Annotated in this window: 17 protein-coding genes; 11 read left to right on the top strand and 6 right to left on the bottom strand. The window is 46.6% G+C overall.

Annotated features, from left to right (window positions below; genetic code table 11):
- Positions 1–20 precede the first annotated feature (20 nt).
- Positions 21–731, bottom strand: a complete 711-nt coding sequence (deoD, locus tag BM359_RS08065; protein ID WP_054488698.1) for a purine-nucleoside phosphorylase — start codon at positions 729–731, stop codon at positions 21–23.
- Positions 732–828: 97 nt separating this feature from the next.
- On the opposite strand from deoD, the gene BM359_RS08060 reads away from it, so the two are divergent.
- Genes BM359_RS08060 through BM359_RS08040 form a run of 5 tightly spaced genes read left to right on the top strand, consistent with a single transcriptional unit; the run spans position 829 to position 5,910 of the window.
- Positions 829–3,345 (top strand): efflux RND transporter permease subunit, encoded by a 2,517-nt coding sequence (locus tag BM359_RS08060; protein ID WP_054488700.1) that lies wholly within the window; start codon positions 829–831, stop codon positions 3,343–3,345.
- Positions 3,342–4,142 carry an outer membrane lipoprotein-sorting protein gene (locus BM359_RS08055; RefSeq protein WP_054488703.1) on the top strand — a complete coding sequence of 267 codons (801 nt, stop codon included), beginning with the start codon at positions 3,342–3,344 and terminating at the stop codon, positions 4,140–4,142. The genes BM359_RS08060 and BM359_RS08055 overlap by 4 nt, the downstream gene beginning before the upstream one ends.
- Before the next feature lie 2 nt (positions 4,143–4,144).
- Positions 4,145–5,350 (top strand): hypothetical protein, encoded by a 1,206-nt coding sequence (locus BM359_RS08050; RefSeq protein ID WP_054488705.1) that lies wholly within the window; start codon positions 4,145–4,147, stop codon positions 5,348–5,350.
- Positions 5,351–5,372: 22 nt separating this feature from the next.
- Positions 5,373–5,591, top strand: a complete 219-nt coding sequence (locus BM359_RS08045; RefSeq protein ID WP_054488707.1) for a YgaP family membrane protein — start codon at positions 5,373–5,375, stop codon at positions 5,589–5,591.
- Positions 5,592–5,598: 7 nt separating this feature from the next.
- Positions 5,599–5,910 carry an ArsR/SmtB family transcription factor gene (locus BM359_RS08040; protein WP_054488709.1) on the top strand — a complete coding sequence of 104 codons (312 nt, stop codon included), beginning with the start codon at positions 5,599–5,601 and terminating at the stop codon, positions 5,908–5,910.
- A gap of 37 nt (positions 5,911–5,947) precedes the next feature.
- Here the strand turns inward: BM359_RS08040 and BM359_RS08035 are convergent, their stop codons facing one another.
- Both BM359_RS08035 and BM359_RS08030 read right to left on the bottom strand, forming a co-directional pair.
- On the bottom strand, positions 5,948–6,646 hold the full coding sequence (locus BM359_RS08035) for an OmpW/AlkL family protein (RefSeq protein WP_054488711.1): 699 nt from the start codon (positions 6,644–6,646) through the stop codon (positions 5,948–5,950).
- A gap of 73 nt (positions 6,647–6,719) precedes the next feature.
- Positions 6,720–7,436: a YebC/PmpR family DNA-binding transcriptional regulator gene (locus BM359_RS08030; RefSeq protein ID WP_054488713.1), complete on the bottom strand. Its 717-nt coding sequence runs from the start codon at positions 7,434–7,436 to the stop codon at positions 6,720–6,722.
- A 202-nt stretch (positions 7,437–7,638) separates the two neighbouring features.
- Here BM359_RS08030 and BM359_RS08025 point away from each other — a divergent pair, with 202 nt between their 5' ends.
- Positions 7,639–8,649, top strand: a complete 1,011-nt coding sequence (locus BM359_RS08025; RefSeq protein WP_054488714.1) for an isopenicillin N synthase family dioxygenase — start codon at positions 7,639–7,641, stop codon at positions 8,647–8,649.
- A gap of 23 nt (positions 8,650–8,672) precedes the next feature.
- On the opposite strand, the gene BM359_RS13180 is transcribed toward BM359_RS08025, so the two are convergent.
- Complete coding sequence (locus BM359_RS13180; protein ID WP_054488717.1) at positions 8,673–9,146, bottom strand: prepilin-type N-terminal cleavage/methylation domain-containing protein; 474 nt, start codon at positions 9,144–9,146, stop codon at positions 8,673–8,675.
- A gap of 76 nt (positions 9,147–9,222) precedes the next feature.
- Complete coding sequence (locus BM359_RS08015; protein WP_054488719.1) at positions 9,223–11,754, bottom strand: S8 family serine peptidase; 2,532 nt, start codon at positions 11,752–11,754, stop codon at positions 9,223–9,225.
- Positions 11,755–12,065: 311 nt separating this feature from the next.
- Between BM359_RS08015 and BM359_RS08010 the strand changes: the two genes are divergently transcribed.
- From BM359_RS08010 to BM359_RS07990, 5 genes are read left to right on the top strand one after another with little or no spacing between them, the layout of a single operon-like run.
- Positions 12,066–12,476: a curlin subunit CsgB gene (locus tag BM359_RS08010; protein WP_054488721.1), complete on the top strand. Its 411-nt coding sequence runs from the start codon at positions 12,066–12,068 to the stop codon at positions 12,474–12,476.
- 23 nt (positions 12,477–12,499) lie between these two features.
- Positions 12,500–13,987, top strand: coding sequence for a hypothetical protein (locus BM359_RS08005; RefSeq protein WP_054488723.1), 1,488 nt, complete (start codon positions 12,500–12,502; stop codon positions 13,985–13,987).
- 59 nt (positions 13,988–14,046) lie between these two features.
- Positions 14,047–14,424, top strand: coding sequence for a curli production assembly/transport protein CsgE (locus BM359_RS08000; RefSeq protein WP_054488725.1), 378 nt, complete (start codon positions 14,047–14,049; stop codon positions 14,422–14,424).
- 13 nt (positions 14,425–14,437) lie between these two features.
- Positions 14,438–14,827, top strand: coding sequence for a curli assembly protein CsgF (locus tag BM359_RS07995; RefSeq protein WP_054488727.1), 390 nt, complete (start codon positions 14,438–14,440; stop codon positions 14,825–14,827).
- Between the two features lie 10 nt (positions 14,828–14,837).
- Positions 14,838–15,599: a CsgG/HfaB family protein gene (locus tag BM359_RS07990; protein ID WP_054488729.1), complete on the top strand. Its 762-nt coding sequence runs from the start codon at positions 14,838–14,840 to the stop codon at positions 15,597–15,599.
- Positions 15,600–15,619: 20 nt separating this feature from the next.
- On the opposite strand, the gene BM359_RS07985 is transcribed toward BM359_RS07990, so the two are convergent.
- Positions 15,620–16,267 (bottom strand): response regulator transcription factor, encoded by a 648-nt coding sequence (locus tag BM359_RS07985; protein ID WP_054488731.1) that lies wholly within the window; start codon positions 16,265–16,267, stop codon positions 15,620–15,622.
- Positions 16,268–16,436: the final 169 nt, after the last annotated feature.

The following is a 16,436-nucleotide window of genomic DNA, read 5'->3' as shown; positions in this document are numbered from 1 at the left end:
TAGCTTTTACTTGATCAGGATCAATAAACCAGTAAGCTTTCCAGAGTCATCTCTGTCATTTCACTAAAAGCCGTCTGCCTTTCATTCGCCGATAAACCATTACCCGTTCTTATTTCATCGGAGACTGTCATAACGGCTAACGCCTGTTTCTTGTGTATAGCGGCAATGGCGTACAGTGCAGCAGCTTCCATATCTAACGCCAGCACATTCATAGCCTCCAGTCGGCATTCCAGCTTTTTATCAGGGTGATAAAAGCTATCGGTTGAAAACACATTCCCCACTGCCACCGGCTGATTCTTTTTCTGACAATAGCCGACAAATTCACTCAAAAGCTTATAGTCTGCAATGGGCGCAAAGTCGTAACCACCGAACAGCTGCCGGTTCATCGCCGAATCGGTGCAAGCTCCCTGGGCTACCACTAAGTCTCGTAAATTAAGGTCTGCCGATACCGCACCGCAACTGCCCACCCGAACCAGCCGCTCTACTCCGAAGTGCTGAAATAACTCCTGCGCGTAAAGCGTACAGGACGGCATACCCATGCCAGAGCCCATAACGGAAACCGGCGTGCCACGAAATTGACCGGTGAATGCGAGCATATTTCGAGTGTCACTTATCAGCTCAGCGTTATCTAAATGCGCTTCAGCAATATGTTTTGCCCGCAAAGGGTCACCTGGAAACAAGCAAAGCTCTGCAAAATCGCCGGCCTTAGCCGAAATGTGGGGAGTGGTCATAGGGTTCACCCTGTTATTTTTTAATCAAGATAGATGACAAATCAGAAATTATCGACTATATTTCGCATTTATCTAAATTAGCTAATTCGGAATTAATATGATCAATGCCATTATGAAATTGGCGACAGGGTACCGCAGAAGCGTCTTCTGGATGTTGACACTGATCACTATTGCTGTTGCTGCCTTCATTCCTTCTATCACCATTGATACCGATCCGGAGAACATGCTGCCGGACAACAATCCGCAGCGGGTTTTCCATAATGAGGTCAAAGAAACTTTTGCTATGCATGACATGATTGTCGTTGGCGTAGTGAATGAGAACAGTGTTTATAATCAACAGACATTAACCGACCTGCATACCATGTCGAATTATGCGGAGTCACTGAACGGAGTTATCAGTGACGATCTGATGTCGCTGGCTAATGTCGACAATATTACTCAAAAAGAGCCCGGCACCATTCGTTTTGAATGGATGATGAAGCAACCTCCGGAGAATAACGCTGAAGCTCACTACATTCAGCAGCAGGTTGAAGACCTGCCACTGCTTTATAACACCATTGTCTCGGGCGATAGCAAAGCCGCCGCTATTTATGTGCCTATTGAAAGTAAAGACGAGAGCTATGCGCTGGCGGAGCAACTGCGTGACAAAATCAATACCTTAGAGAGCAACGACGACTGGCATATTACCGGTTTGCCGGTGGCTGAAGACCAGTTTGGGTATGAAATGTTTGTGCAAATGGGGGTTTCCGCGCCGTTAGCAGCCGCTGTTATTTTCGCGTTGCTTTGGGTCTTTTTCCGCAATGTGCGTTTCATAAGCGCTGCCATGATAGTCGCGATGTCGACCGTACTCATTACCATGGGTGCGCTCATTGCGTTTGGCTTTACCGTGCACATTATGTCGTCGATGATAGCCATTTTCCTAATGCCGATTGCGGTGGTCGACTCGGTGCATATTATGTCTGAGTTCTCTGACCGATATCGTGAAAAAAGGAACGCAAAAGACACGATAAAAGATGTGTTGGGGCACTTATTTACCCCCATGCTGTTTACTTCAATAACATCCTCTATTGGCTTTTACTCGCTGATGCTCACGCCAATTCCTCCGGTGCAGGTTTTCGGCGCTTTCGTTGGTTCCGGCATTCTTTTGGCGTTCTTAATTACCGTTATTTTCGTGCCTGCCTATTTGTGTGCACTGAAACCATCAACGCTGGAAAGCTTTGCTCAAGTTACTCACGAGGCGCAAAAAGATGGTTGGTTACAAAGACTCGGCGCTGTTGCCGCTCGTCATGCGAAGCTGTGGATAGCCTTTTTCCTGGCCGTATTAGCCTTTGCCTGGTTCGGTATTCAGCAAATTAACATTAACGATAACCCGGTGCGTTGGTTTAAACCTGACCACGAGGTGCGTATTGCTGACGAAGTATTAAACGACCACTTTGCCGGGACGTACAACGCGTATGTGGTATTTGAAAATACCTTAGATGCGACCGAAAAAGCTCGCTCAGCGGTGCGTGACGCCCTGAATAACAACGCGCTGTCTGAAGAATCGCGCGATACTTTAAGCGCGCTGCTTGAGCAAGAGCAAGTGAACTTTAACCAGTGGATTATCGCTATTGATGACCTGCTCTTCAGCGTCGGTTATGACCAATTAGAGCCGTTAGAGCACCTAATGACTGAGCTCGAACAGCTGAATAGCGCCAGCAAAGCGTTCCAAAGCCCCGAGTTACTGGCTTACATGAGCGAGATGCAAGCTTACCTGCAAACGACAGGCTTGGTGGGCAAGTCAAACAGCCTGTCCGACGTGGTTAAGACGGTGAACCGCGAGTTACGCTCGGGCGAAGAGAAAGACTACGAGCTGCCGGACAATGCCAACGGTGTTGCGCAAACCCTGTTGCAGTACCAGTCATCGCACCGTCCGCAGGACCTCTGGCACTTTGTTACACCGGACTACAAACGCAGCTTAATGTGGCTGCAGCTGACCAGTGGTGACAACCAGCACGTAACCAAGGTCGTCAACGCTGTCGATAACTACATTCAGGACAATCCACTACCCGCCAACGTTGAAATAGACTGGGCCGGTAAAGCTTACCTTAACGTAGTGTGGCAGGAAGCCATGGTTGAAGGCATGCTCGACAGCCTAATCAGCGCCTTTGTGGTGGTGTTTATTATGATGGTGCTACTGTTCCGCTCGGTAGTCTTCGGGGTACTGGCGATGTTACCGCTCAGCCTGACCATTGCCTTTATTTACGGACTTATCGGCTGGGTCGGTAAAGACTACGACATGCCTATTGCGGTGTTGTCGTCGCTGACGCTTGGACTGTCGGTGGACTTTGCCATTCACTTTATTGAACGTACGCGCGCTACCTTCAAACAAACCGGTAACTGGAAAGACACTCTGGTAGTTATGTTTGACGAGCCCGCGCGTGCTATTTCACGCAATGCCATTGTCATTGCTATTGGCTTTACGCCACTGCTGTTCGCACCGTTAGTGCCCTACATTACCGTAGGCGTATTCTTAGCCAGCATTATGGCGATATCCGGCATAGTGACACTTATTATGCTCCCGGCGGTAATGACTGCCTTTAACCGTCTTATATTTCGTGGAGGTCAATCATGAAAACCCTATTGTTAACCGCTTTATCCGCCGCCGTTTTATTTATTAGCGGCCAGGCCATTGGTACTGAGAAAAGCGCGCGTGAAATTGTCGAGCAAGCTGAATTGAACGCCTATTATTCCGGCGATGATGGGCGCAGTGCCGCACGCATGATCATCACAGACAGTCAGGGGCGCGAACAAATGCGTCAGTTCACCATTTTGCGCAAAGATCAGGAAGATGGCGGTGTTCAGGACATGATGGTGTTTTTTTCACGCCCTGCTGACGTGCGCGACACGGTGTTCCGTGTGGTCAAACAAGTCAACGACGACGATGACCGCTGGTTGTATTTACCTGATCTCGATTTGGTGAAACGCATATCTGCCGGCGATAAACGCACCTCTTTTGTGGGTTCGCACTTTTTCTATGAAGACGTTTCCGGCCGTAATACTGAGCTGGATAGTTACGAGCTGGTTTCTGAAAACAAAGACAGTTACGTGTTAAAAGGCACAGCTAAGGACCCTGGCAACGTTGAGTTCAGCTACTACGAAGTGGTTATTGATAAAGAACACATGCTGCCGGTTGAAAGCACCTTCTATAACGACAGCGGCGAAGCCTACCGAAAAATGGAAGTACTGAAAATCGAAACGGTTCAGGGCTACCCAACCGTGACTCATTCACGCATTTCGGACCTAACCAATGGCGGACAAACAGAAATGCAGTTTCGCTTTATGACGTACAACATCGGTTTGCCGGACAGTATTTTCAGCGAACGTAGCCTGCGTAACCCGCCGGCAGAATGGTTACAACTGAGAGACTAGCTATGCCATACCGGAAAATTTTAACCTTTACCGTTCTTTTCACTTTGGCTCAAGCCGCATCGGCACAGGACTCCTGGGGTGATGACGAATGGGAAAGTGACTGGGGAACGGAACAAGACCAGGGTATTGATGTCTATGGTTATGTTGAGGCGGCAATAGGCGGACGGCTCGAACCCTCCCCCTATCACAAGCGTTTGTCTATTGCCGAGCCTCGACTACAGCTTGGTTTCGACGAACGCTGGCAGGACATCACCTGGACTGCGAAAGCCGACGGCTGGTACGACGGTTTCGATGAAACCTGGCATGGCCAAATTCGCGAACTGAATGCCCAGTTCACGGTTTTCGATAATACCGATATAAAAGTTGGCCGTCAGGTACTCACCTGGGGCACCGGCGACTATTTATTTCTTAACGACCTGTTCCCGAAAGACTGGCAGTCCTTCTTTGTTGGGCGTGACCAGGAATACTTAAAAGCGCCTTCTGACGCGCTTAGGGTGACCAGCTATTTTGATTGGTTTAACGTTGATTTTGTCTGGACGCCCGAGTTTGATCACGATAACTACGTTCGTGGTGAGCGAATTTCCTATTTTAACCCACTCACAGGGCAATTAACCGGTAACGACCCCTCTATTCAGTTTATAGAACCTACGCGCGACGAGCTCGCAATGCGTCTGTTTCGTAACTACGATGGTGTGGAATACGCTGTCTATGGTTACGACGGCTTCACCAAAAGCCCCGAAGCCGTTACTGAAAACTTTCAGCCCACCTTCGGTCGTTTAACTGTGGTTGGGGCGTCAGTGCGAATGACCTTTGGCCCTGGTCTGGTTAACACCGAGGTGGCCAATTACAACCGTCACGACGCAGCAGACCACTGGCGTGCACTGGTTGGCTATGAGCAAGAACTGTGGACGCGTTTTACCGGCGGTTTTCAGGCCTACATTGAGAAAGGCGACACCCAAACACGCACCGTATTCACCACCCGCTTAACCTGGCGCGACGAGCGTGATGATCTGAACCTGTCGCTGTTTGCTTTTGTGTCACCGAATCAAAACGACGGCTACTTACGCCCCACTTTTGACTACCGCATTGACGACAATTGGTCATTCAGCGGTGGTTTTAACCTGTTTTTCCGCGAACGTCCGAATACTTTTTTCGGACAGTTTACTGAAAACAACAATGCTTACCTTCGAGTCAGGTACGCGTTTTAATATCAAGTAAAGGAGTTTTATAATGAGCGTCGAAAGAGCTTTAACTGCATTTGCCGGCTTTATGATATTGTTATCCGTAGCCTTAACTTATTGGGTTCATCCCAATTGGGTATGGCTAACCGTATTTGTTGGCGCCAACCTATTTCAACAGTCTTTCACTGGCTTTTGTCCGGCAAGCATTTTTATGAAAAAAGCTTTAGGATTAAAAACTGAGCGAGAGTTAGAAAAAGCAGGAAAATAAAGACACCATGAGTGCAACTGAATCACAAGAGATGCTTCAGGAAGAAGCGCAGAACGCCGCAAACTTTCTGCGCTCTTTAGGCAACCCTCACCGCTTACAAATTTTATGCCGGTTGGCATTAGGAGAACAAAGTGTGGGTGAGTTGCACCAGCATTTTGATTTAAGTGCATCGGCTTTTTCACAGCACCTGGCGGTGCTTCGGGAGCAAAAGCTGGTCACCATTCGAAAAGAATCTCAAACCGTCTACTACTCGATAAAAGACCCGGACACCGAAGCTTTTATGAAGCTATTAAAAGACAAGTTTTGCCCTTCGCTTTAAAAAAGGCGCCGCCCTGTAGATGGGCGACGCAAAGGCTCTAGAAGGAATAACGAATACCGGCCATAGCAACATAAGGGTCAATATCAACGTCAACGCTTTGAATGGTTGTATCGTTAACTCGCACGTCACCCGTTGTATCAATGTCCATGCGACTGACCATAAAATGCAGGCCCCAGTCTTTAGTCAGTTCCACATTGACACCAGCCTGCAAGGCATAGCCCCAGCTGTTTTTAAGCGCCAGTGAAACGGAATCGTCAGCAGTCACAACGCCAAGATCACCTAAAGTTGAACGCAGCTGAGGGTCTATCTGCTCGTCGAAAAACGCCGTGTAGTTAACACCGACACCAATGAAAGGTTTGAACATGTCGTTGTTCAGGTCAAAGTGATACTGCGCCAGCAAGGTGGGCGGTAAATGTTTTGTTTTACCTACTTTCAGTCCGGCTAGTGCGCCTGTTGCAGTAATATCGTGGCTAAAAGGTGTTGCTGCAACCAACTCTACCGTCCAGTTGTTTGTTAATGCGTAATCAAAAGTTAAACCCAATTGCGTATTGGTGTTAACGCCGACACCGGTCGAGTTCTCTGGCAAACCCGCTACGGTTTCAACAACATTAAGGTTACTGCTACTGTCATCCGGCATGACGGAGATAGCACCAACATTAACTGAAAAATCATTTGCTAAAGCAGAAGTGCTTAACAACCCTAACAATACACCACAAGACAATGCTTTAAGCTTCATGGGTAACTCCTTGTTAATGAATACCCACAAAGCTTATAAGGTTTATCGCTTGACTGAATTGATCTGCATCAATTTATTGTTCTGCGTTATGGTAAATGTTTTGAACATCATCCAGGTCGTTGAGCATATCCATTAAACGCTCAAACATTGGCTGGTCATCTTCACTGATACTGGTGGTTACCTGTGGCAGGAACTGAATTTCATCAGCCTCAAAATCAACCTCTGGGAAAGCGCCGGTTAAAGCCTGACGAGCAGCAGCATATTCTGTATGAGGTGCAAATACTGTAACCAGCCCTTCCTCATACTCAACATCGGTAACGTCAACGTCAGCTTCCATTAAGGCTTCAAGTACTTCATCTTCACTGTCGTGCTTAAAAGCAAAAATCGCACAATGATCAAAGGAGTGAGCAACACTGCCCTGAGCACCGATTTTTGACTTACTTTTGGTAAAACAGTTACGCACATCGCCAAAGGTTCGGTTCGGGTTATCGGTCAGACAATCGACTATGACCATGCAGTTTCCCGGGCCATAACCTTCATAGCGTGCAGGAGAAAAATCTTCGCCAGCGCCGCCCTGAGCCTTATCAATAGCTTTTTCAATAACGTGCGCGGGCACCTGGTCTTTCTTTGCCCGGTCTATCAGACCTCGTAGTGCCAGATTACCATCCGGATCGGTACCACCTTGCTTCGCACAAACATAAATTTCACGACCATAGCGGCTGTAAACTTTGCTTTTTGCATTGGCGGTTTTAGCCATAGACTCTTTTCGGTTTTGATAGGCGCGACCCATTCTGAATATCTCACTGGTTAATTAAAGACCCAAAGATTTTACACAGGCAGCAGGTACTGGTCGAGCAATACCAGGAATAAGTAGCGGCATCCGTTCATATTGTTGATATAGCCAACCCGTCTACCATAGAACATTTTGATTCTTCAGTTACCACTATCGGCCAGCGTAAACTCAGGCGCAGAAATAACCAGTTGAGTCCGTTATGCAAAACCCAGTACCCGTTTTATCCATGCGAAAACTTTACTCTAGTGCCTCTAGTCGCCAGGAGTTTATTGCTGAGATCGGTAAGGCAGCTCGCGAGGTTGGCTTCTTCTACCTGGAAGATCACGGTATTTCACTGACAGAGCAAGTAAAGGTACTGGATATTGCTAAATCGTTTTTCGCGCTTAGTAATACCGCGAAGAAAGAGATTCAGATGATTCACTCACCCCATTTCCGCGGATATTCTGCAAACTATTCCGAGTTGACCGCTGGTCGTCGCGACCGCCGGGAGCAGTTCGATATTATGGATGAGCTGACGGCTTTTTCAGATGCAGACATTCATCATGAATGGCAGAAGCTGATTGGCCCTAACCAATGGCCAAAACAATTGCCGGAAATGAAACCCCAGCTTCTCAGCTGGCAGGACAAACTCACCGAAGTGTCGCTGCAATTGTTAGAAGCGCTCTGCGAAAGCCTGGAGCAACCTTCTGATGCCCTTTCAGAGACGGTTCGCAAAGGGCCCTATCGCCACACTAAGCTCATAAAGTACCCGGGAACTTCAGAAGGTTCCGAGCAAGGGGTGGGCGCACATAAAGACCCCGGCTACCTGACATTAGTCATGCAGGACGAAAACAGCGGGCTGGAAGTGGAATTTGAGCAACAGTGGTATAAAGTCGCACCCCGTCCCGGAGCTTTTGTCGTCAATATTGGTGAGCTACTGGAGCTGGCATCTAACGGCTATTTAAAAGCGACCAACCACCGTGTGACCAGTCCTAAAAAAGGAGTGACCCGATACTCTTCTGCTTTTTTCATGGCCGCACAGCTTGATGCGTCAGTGCCCGTGCTAAATCTGCCACCTCATTTAGCTAAACAAGCAAAAGGGCCAACCAGCGACCCGAATAATCCATTACTAAATAATGTGGGCGAGAATGTAATGAAAGGCAGAAAGCGTTCGCACCCTGATGTCTCGATGCGTTTTTACCCACAACCTTTAGAGTGCACTTCCTGCTAATCAGTTTTGTGAACCATTTTCACTTAACAATTATCGGCATAAACCCGAATTTGAGGTTCGCTGACAGAGGTGGCGGCTGAATAGGTCACATAACACTGCATGAGATCATCCTCAGTCGCTGCTATTCCGACAACATTACCTATCCCAACTTCGGAAACAGCCCAGTCACTCAATTCAACGACCTGGTTAAGAACACTTTCTTTCGCCGCAGGGTAACCATAGAAAATTAGTGTGCCTCCGTCCGGGCAACTGACGCTTGTCTCATCAAACTTACCGCCAAGACAGGCAGAGTCTGCACTTTCCAGACCTTGAACTGCGGCTTTGCTATAGGTGATATCGAGAGCAGCTTTCAACGAAGCCTCAAGCCCTTTAAGGCGACTTTTTTCAGCGTCACTAGAAAAGTTAATGAACTGTGGAAGTGCAGTAACGGCTAAAACGCCAAGCACAACAACAACAGTAATAAGTTCGACCAGCGTAAATCCTTTACTACGTCGCATGCAAAACATCCAAAAATAAAATAGGGGCCACAAGAGCCCCTATTGTAATACAGATTAAATTGTTAATTCAATGTTATTAAAAGCTAACTGTTACTGAATCACAAGCTTCTGTACCCGCTTCACACAGTTTGTAGACAACATCGCTACCATCCGAGTCAAAGCGGTCACGTACTCGGCCTGAGTTTGATAATGTTTCAACAAACTCACCGTTACGATACAAGTCGACGTCGCCCGCAGCGCCTGACCAACGCAGGTCAACCAAAGCGGTTCCGCTACGCAGTAAGCGTGAACGATAAACGTCTAACTCGATATCGGTAAGGCTAACCGTCACAGACTGAGTTACCGTATCCGACAGCTCAGTTGCATCAGTCACTGTTAAAGTAACATCGTAGGTTCCTTCTTGAGAGTACGCATACACAGGGTTTGCTTCTGTCGAAGTGCTACCGTCACCAAACTCCCAGAAATAACTCTCAATATCACCATCGCTGTCTGTTGATGTATTCGTAAAGCTTACCGTTAAGTCAGCCGCGTCTGCTTCAAAACCTGCAACAGGAGCATCTGGTAAGCCATCGTCTTCTTCAACAGCGGTTAGAGTTAAGGACCAATGGTTCAATACACCGGTATCTGCACCAGCGTTGTCTGATACATTCAGCGTCCAGTCACCGGTCATATCTTCACCGTTAAAGCTATCCAGCGACCAGCTCTGAACCAAATCATCTTCGCTGCCGCCAGTACGGTCATGCAGTACATGCTCTGTACCTTCAGGCGATGTTAAAGTAACGATTAAATCACCACGCCATGTATGAGTAATATCAACGCTGACATCAGCACCGAAGACCACGCCTGTATCAGGCACGTTGATCACTCGAGTAATACCGTTGCTGTCGTCATCCGGGATATCAACACCGGCAGCATCATCGTAATAAAACTCAGATAAGCCTTGTGGCAGCACATAAACGCTTGCGCTAACATCGCGGGTCATCTCACCAGTTTCTACATCGGTACCATTAACCGTTATGGCGTATTCGCCCCAAGCGGTGTCTTCAGTTGTTGCTACTTGCACATCAACCGATTCGCCATTTTGTGCCTGGTCTGAAGACAAAGAGACATCAAGCTGAGGTTCAGAAGAAACCGTTAAATCAACAGCCCCTGACCAGTCAGCAATACTGCCCACATCCAGAGTTAATGTAGCGTTATCGCCAGCAACAATTTCCTGAGATACCGGAGAAAGTGTTAAGCGATAAGCTGGATCAGGATCCGCAGCTTCGAGAGCACTCAATGCATTTAAACGGTTACCAGACACTGTTTTACCCGCTAAAGCTGGGTTGCTTTCCCCAGAGTCCATCAGAATTTGCTTAACTTCAGCAACCGTCAAATGCGGAGCAATAGACCACACTAAACCTGCAACACCAGCTACGTGAGGGCTTGCCATTGAGGTACCAGAGGCTGTTGCGTAACCACCATTTAGATAAGTTGACAGAATTTCAGTGCCTGGTGCACCTAAGTCAACAGACACAGCACCATAAGTTGAGGAGGCAGCCATTGAGTCAGTGCGCGTGGTATTTGCGACGTTAACAATACCGTCTAAGTCGTAACCACCCGGGTAACTTGCAGTAACGTCCGAATCGATACCATCGTTACCGGCCGCAGAAACAAACATAATGCCTTCATCAATACTGTCACTGATAGCCGTTCGTAGTGATTCAGAGTATGCGCCGCCACCCCAGGAGTTGTTCGTCGCAACTAAGTTGACGCCATGATTCACCTTCAGGTTAGTCATGTAGTCAATACATTCTATGGCCGCAGCTGTACTACCTGAACCTGATGCATCCAGGAACTGACAACCAACAATTTCAACGTCCCAGTTAACGCCTGTTACACCTTCGCCATTGTTTGAACTAGCGCCGATAGTACCGGCAACATGCGTACCATGACCGTTTTCATCCATTGGATCGCCGTTTGAATTAACTGCAGAGTAACCGTAGCAGTCATCAACAACGCCGTTACCGTCGTCGTCCTGACCGTTGTCACAAACTTCACCTGGGTTAACCCACATGTTTCCGGCTAAATCAGGATGCGTATAGTCAACACCGGAGTCGATAACACCAATGACGATGGTCGAGTCACCCGTTGTAATATCCCACGCTGGACGCGCATCGATATCAACACCCGGCGTACCGCCGCTTTGCCCGGTATTTTCCAAAGCCCACATGTCGCCAAAAGCTGGGTCGTCCGGCGTCGCCAGGATATTGAAGTCTGAGCTCTTCGTATCGTTAATTGAAATGATGTAGTTCGGTTCAGCTACATCAACTAAAGGGTGGTTTGAGAGCCGCTTAATTAATGCATCACGCTGCTTAGCATTACGTACGTTTACTTTTGCAATACGTCCATCAGCAATGTTCCTCATTGCCATGTCCCGACCGCGGTTATCAAGTGCACGCAAAGTACCACCTGCATTACTTATCAGGTCCAGGCGCTGCTCTTTCGTTGCCGAGGCTTTAAAAACCACCAACAGAGAGTCGTCGTCCGCTTGTTTACTATTGGCAGCAGCTGTTCCTGCAGCAAGTGCCATAGATACGCCAACGACCAATTTTTTCAAATTCGTCATGCTTCCTTCCTCATTATTGTTGTAGGAATATCATTTACCTGTGCGAACTGCTTTTTCAGCACTAAAAAAGAAGTAGCATATTTTTCACACTGATTTACGCCAAAAGTTAAATATTTAATGTTCTTTACGATAAATACGAAAAAGGGACTAGGACATTCAGGTTGCTCTCGAGGAAATTAATTCCTAACACTTTGTTAAATAATGATTTTACCGTTCAAATACCATCTAAAAAATACACCATTCATACGATTGTCGCGAACATTTGAACCTCTATTCTTGTTAGCGGAATTATTAACAAAAGGTGTTCCGCTTTGACTTTCATTAAACAACTTTTAGTAGCAACAGCTGTCATCCTCATCTCTTTTTCAGGAAAGGCTGACGAGTTATCTGTTGCATTAGCAGGGTTACTGGAGCGGCAGTCCCTTGCAAACCATGCCGAAATTGCTCAACTAGGCTCATATAACCTCACTTCAGTAGCGCAGGCAGGAGAGCAAAATTACGCATACCTCGTTCAGTTCGGGTTGGAAAACACTCTGACTATCGAGCAGCAAGGGTTCAATAATTCTGTCACTGCAGAGCAGTCTGGACGCAGTAATTCAGCGACCATTCTTCAAGTTGGGCAAAGCAATGTCATTCAGCTTCAGCAACTTGGTGATGGAAACTCTATAACCATTCAGCAGACAGGCGCTGCCGCTGAAATGTCCATCACGCAGTTCAAATAAGAACAATCAATGGAGAACAAAACATGTCTAATACAATTCTTAAAAAAAGTGCAGTAGCTTTAGCTTTAGGTCTGGCATTCTCAGGCTACGCAGCAGCACAATCACATATCGCGGTTGTTAACCAGGATTCATCAGAAGCTGTTGAATTCGGTAACAACATGTACATCGAGCAAAGCGGTTTCTTGAACTGGGCTTACGCTGATCAGTACGGAGAAGGTAACGACACGTCACTTCTTCAGTTTGACGACTGGCAGGAAGCTTATACTTATGTGACCGGCGACTTTAACTTTGTTGAGGGTGAGCAGTCCGGTTTCTGGAATATCTTCGACTCAGAAGCGACCGGTAATGACAACATGTTAACGAGTCTTCAAGAAGGCGACATGAACTCATCTGAAGTCTTCCTGACGGGCAATGGTAACTCTGCTTACGTAGAGCAAGCAGGTGCTGGAAACACTGCCTCTATCGATTTGACTGGAGACTACAACGCTGCCGATATTTCACAGTTCGGTGACTCTAACTGGGCTAGCTTCCAAATTGAAGGTAGTGACAACGAGTTTTCAGCCTATCAGTCAGGTTCACTTAATGAAGCCGGTTACTTTAATGCAACGGGTGATGCCAACGTATTTATTGCTGATCAAGAAGGCGATGGCAACGTAGGTGGTGTAGTCGGCGCTAATGGCGACATGAACGAGGTTTACGTTCAGCAGTTTGGTTCAGCGAACATCTTCATTGCAGAGAACCTGGCGGGTGACGAAAACCTGGTAGACGTATATCAGGACGGCGCTAGCAATGAATTCTTAATTCAGCCAATCCAAGGTGATTTAAACGAAATCGCTGTTCAGCAAGAAGGTAATACAAACGTAGTAGAAGCCGCAACTGGCATGGTAGGTAACTACAACACAGTTGATGCGCACCAAAACGGTGATAACAACTACGCAGTTTTCGCAACCGAAGGTGATGACCACATTATTTCAATGAGTCAACGTGGTGACGACAACATCGCTGTTGCGGAGTCTTATGGCGCATACAACGACATCCACATCCAAAGCCGTGGTGACAATAACTTCAACGGTGTTGCTTTAATTGGTGCAGACAACGAAGCATCTAGCCGCCAATACGGAGATGCTAACACTGCTGAAATCGTTATTGCAGGTGACGACAACGAAGTTGACTCACGCCAGGACGGAGACAGCAATACCTTGTTGGCATACTCATACGACGCAGGCACAACCTCTGGCAACGACCTTCAATCAGAGCAAACTGGCGACATTAACCTTATCGATACCATTATCGGTGGCAATGACAACCTTATCGCTTTCGTTCAGGAAGGTAACAACAACATTATTGCTGGCGACGAAGGGTCATTTATTGTCGGCGGTAATGGTGGCAGCGTTGACATTCAGCAGGTTGGTGACAACAACGTTGTGACTGGTGGTCAATTTAGCGATACCAACACCATGAGTGTTTATCAGCAAGGCGACTATAACGTAGCAACCGTAGTTCAATACTAATTCAGTATTAGCTCAATAATATAAAGCGGCTGCTTTTAGTAGCCGCTTTTTAGGCGCTTATGTTAAAGAAACTCATTTTTGCTCTCATTTTAATGACCCCTTTTAGCCAGGCGGATGAAATAGAGCTTGGAGGAATGGTCCTGGACAGAACGATATCTCGTTTTGGCAAAGACTTTTTCTTTTACTACACCAGCTACTGGCGAGATATACCATCGACTAATGGAATTACAGTCGTCGTTAACGAGCGAGTGTACCCACAAGCAGGAACTTACCTGTGGGTGGAAATGGAACAACAAAAAGTCTTCGAAACCTATTTTGGCCGTCGCCAAAATGACGTAAAGAAGCTGGCTGAACAGGCCATCCTTATAAGCATTAACGAGGTCGCCCGTATAAAAGCAGACTCAGTTTTTGATTCGCCAGAAAATAATCAATTCTAAAAAGGCGTTAACTATGAAAAAAAGACTATCAATTATCAGTTTAGCTTTGGCTTTATCATCCCCATTGGTTGCTGCGACAGAAATTGTCTATCAACCAATTAACCCCAGCTTTGGCGGAAACCCAATGAATGGCAGCTTTCTGTTACAAAAAGCTCAGAGCCAAAACGCGCATACAGCTCCTGATGAAGGACGCTCATTCGTCGATCGCTTCAGAGATGCTCTTGAAAGAAACATCATCAACTCGCTTACTCGCCGAATAGCGGACGGTGAGATCGTTGAAGGCCTTTATGACACTGGTGAGTACACAGTGGAAGTCATTGGCCAGCCTGACGGCAGCGTGCTCGTTTATATCACGCATAACGAAACCGGTGAGCAAACCGTTATAACAATGCCTTCGATTTAAGAGAGTTACCATGAATATTCGTACTATCATTTTATTGGTCTTGTCAGTCGCAATGTCCGGTTGCGCTATGATGCCCAAGCCGACAAGCCTGAATATCCAACCAGCTGAAATTGATGCGCCCAGCTCAATGATGCTGACCTTAAAAGAAAGCCCTTTACCTAAAAATCGCATTCCCGTCTCGGTTTATGCTTTTCGGGACCAAACCGGGCAATACAAACCACAAGCTAATGTCTCAAGTTTTTCCACTGCCGTGACTCAGGGTGCTACGTCGATACTGACTCAGATGTTACTTGAGTCTGGCTGGTTCTTACCCATGGAAAGAGAAAACTTACAGAACCTGCTTACTGAGCGCAAAATTCATAACTCAAGCAAGAGTTCTGACTTACCTCCGTTACGAGAGGCTCGATTACTGCTGGAAGGCGGCATTATTAGCTACGACACAAATGTTAGTACCGGTGGTATTGGCGCCGAATATTTTGGTATCGGAGCATCGGAGTTATACCGGGAAGATCAGGTATCCGTTTATATACGTGCTGTCGATGTCTACACAGGGCAGGTTCTTCTCTCTGTTTCGGCAAACAAAAAAGTCTTTTCACAAGAGCTAAGAGCTGGCCTATTTCGTTACGTTTCCTTAAACCGTCTGGCTGAATTTGAAGGTGGCTATTCGACGAACGAACCCGTTCAGCTTTCTGTTAAGCAAGCAATGGAAAAGGCATTATTTGAATTAATTGAAAAGGGACAAGAAAGAGGTTTTTGGCGAGCGGATAGCTAACCGATGATTCGCTATATTACTTAACCGGACGTTGCGTAATTCGACCACTTTAAAAGCTCAACCCGATTGCGCGCTCCGGTTTTTCTAAAAATTGAAGACAAGTGTGTTTTTACCGTGTGAGCACTTATATTTAACTGTTCTGCAATTTCTTTATTACGTGCGCCAGTTGCCACCAGCTCAATAATCTTCAATTCTTGAGGAGTCAGAGAATTGACTTGTGACGCAGTAGTAAAAGAGTCGTCATCGGCCTGGCGCCGCAACATCATTTCTTCAATTTTACCGGAAAGCAGTGAACGCGGGTAATACAACTCACCCTGACCTATCACTTTGATTGCAGTAAGCACGCGATCTAAATGGTCGTTTTCATAAATAATACCACGCGCACCCAGGTTTAGCGCCTGGTTCGGACGTACCTCATCTTTTCTGGCGTTAACTAAAAACAAGGGGTAGGTTCTGGTTAGAGCGGCAATTTCATTGGTGGTATGAGACCGCGAAAGCTGCTCTGAACCTAACGAGTAAGCTACCATCGTATTTTCCAGCGGCGAACTTTCAACCAGTTCAGAGAAAGTACGATGGACAACCGATATTTCTAAAGATTCAGCAAGCAACCCCAAGTTCTGTGTACGCTTTTGATGTTCAATTAAAGCTAACTGAGTAAAACGCGCCATAACATCCCTTAAAGTTAAAACACATATTCGTTACTTCGCTTATAATTTTAATTACATTTTTCTAACGAACTATGTGACCCTTTATAATATACGATTATTTTCTATGCTGAAAGTTTCTGCACCTTAGAACATGTTACAAAATGTAACAAGCGCTCTATTTCCGATAGAA

The organism is Idiomarina abyssalis, from assembly GCF_900116625.1.
Classification (GTDB): domain Bacteria; phylum Pseudomonadota; class Gammaproteobacteria; order Enterobacterales; family Alteromonadaceae; genus Idiomarina; species Idiomarina abyssalis.
Note: the sequence above shows the minus strand (reverse complement) of the source record. Positions and strands in the feature narration are given on the sequence as shown.

Bases quoted from the DNA above. Each gene is read 5' to 3' on its own strand.
- deoD (WP_054488698.1), bottom strand. From the start codon at position 731: ATGACCACTCCCCACATTTCGGCTAAGGCCGGCGATTTTGCAGAGCTT.
- BM359_RS08060 (WP_054488700.1), top strand. From the start codon at position 829: ATGATCAATGCCATTATGAAATTGGCGACAGGGTACCGCAGAAGCGTC.
- BM359_RS08055 (WP_054488703.1), top strand. From the start codon at position 3,342: ATGAAAACCCTATTGTTAACCGCTTTATCCGCCGCCGTTTTATTTATT.
- BM359_RS08050 (WP_054488705.1), top strand. From the start codon at position 4,145: ATGCCATACCGGAAAATTTTAACCTTTACCGTTCTTTTCACTTTGGCT.
- BM359_RS08045 (WP_054488707.1), top strand. From the start codon at position 5,373: ATGAGCGTCGAAAGAGCTTTAACTGCATTTGCCGGCTTTATGATATTG.
- BM359_RS08040 (WP_054488709.1), top strand. From the start codon at position 5,599: ATGAGTGCAACTGAATCACAAGAGATGCTTCAGGAAGAAGCGCAGAAC.
- BM359_RS08035 (WP_054488711.1), bottom strand. From the start codon at position 6,646: ATGAAGCTTAAAGCATTGTCTTGTGGTGTATTGTTAGGGTTGTTAAGC.
- BM359_RS08030 (WP_054488713.1), bottom strand. From the start codon at position 7,436: ATGGGTCGCGCCTATCAAAACCGAAAAGAGTCTATGGCTAAAACCGCC.
- BM359_RS08025 (WP_054488714.1), top strand. From the start codon at position 7,639: ATGCAAAACCCAGTACCCGTTTTATCCATGCGAAAACTTTACTCTAGT.
- BM359_RS13180 (WP_054488717.1), bottom strand. From the start codon at position 9,146: ATGCGACGTAGTAAAGGATTTACGCTGGTCGAACTTATTACTGTTGTT.
- BM359_RS08015 (WP_054488719.1), bottom strand. From the start codon at position 11,754: ATGACGAATTTGAAAAAATTGGTCGTTGGCGTATCTATGGCACTTGCT.
- BM359_RS08005 (WP_054488723.1), top strand. From the start codon at position 12,500: ATGTCTAATACAATTCTTAAAAAAAGTGCAGTAGCTTTAGCTTTAGGT.
- BM359_RS08000 (WP_054488725.1), top strand. From the start codon at position 14,047: ATGTTAAAGAAACTCATTTTTGCTCTCATTTTAATGACCCCTTTTAGC.
- BM359_RS07995 (WP_054488727.1), top strand. From the start codon at position 14,438: ATGAAAAAAAGACTATCAATTATCAGTTTAGCTTTGGCTTTATCATCC.
- BM359_RS07990 (WP_054488729.1), top strand. From the start codon at position 14,838: ATGAATATTCGTACTATCATTTTATTGGTCTTGTCAGTCGCAATGTCC.
- BM359_RS07985 (WP_054488731.1), bottom strand. From the start codon at position 16,267: ATGGCGCGTTTTACTCAGTTAGCTTTAATTGAACATCAAAAGCGTACA.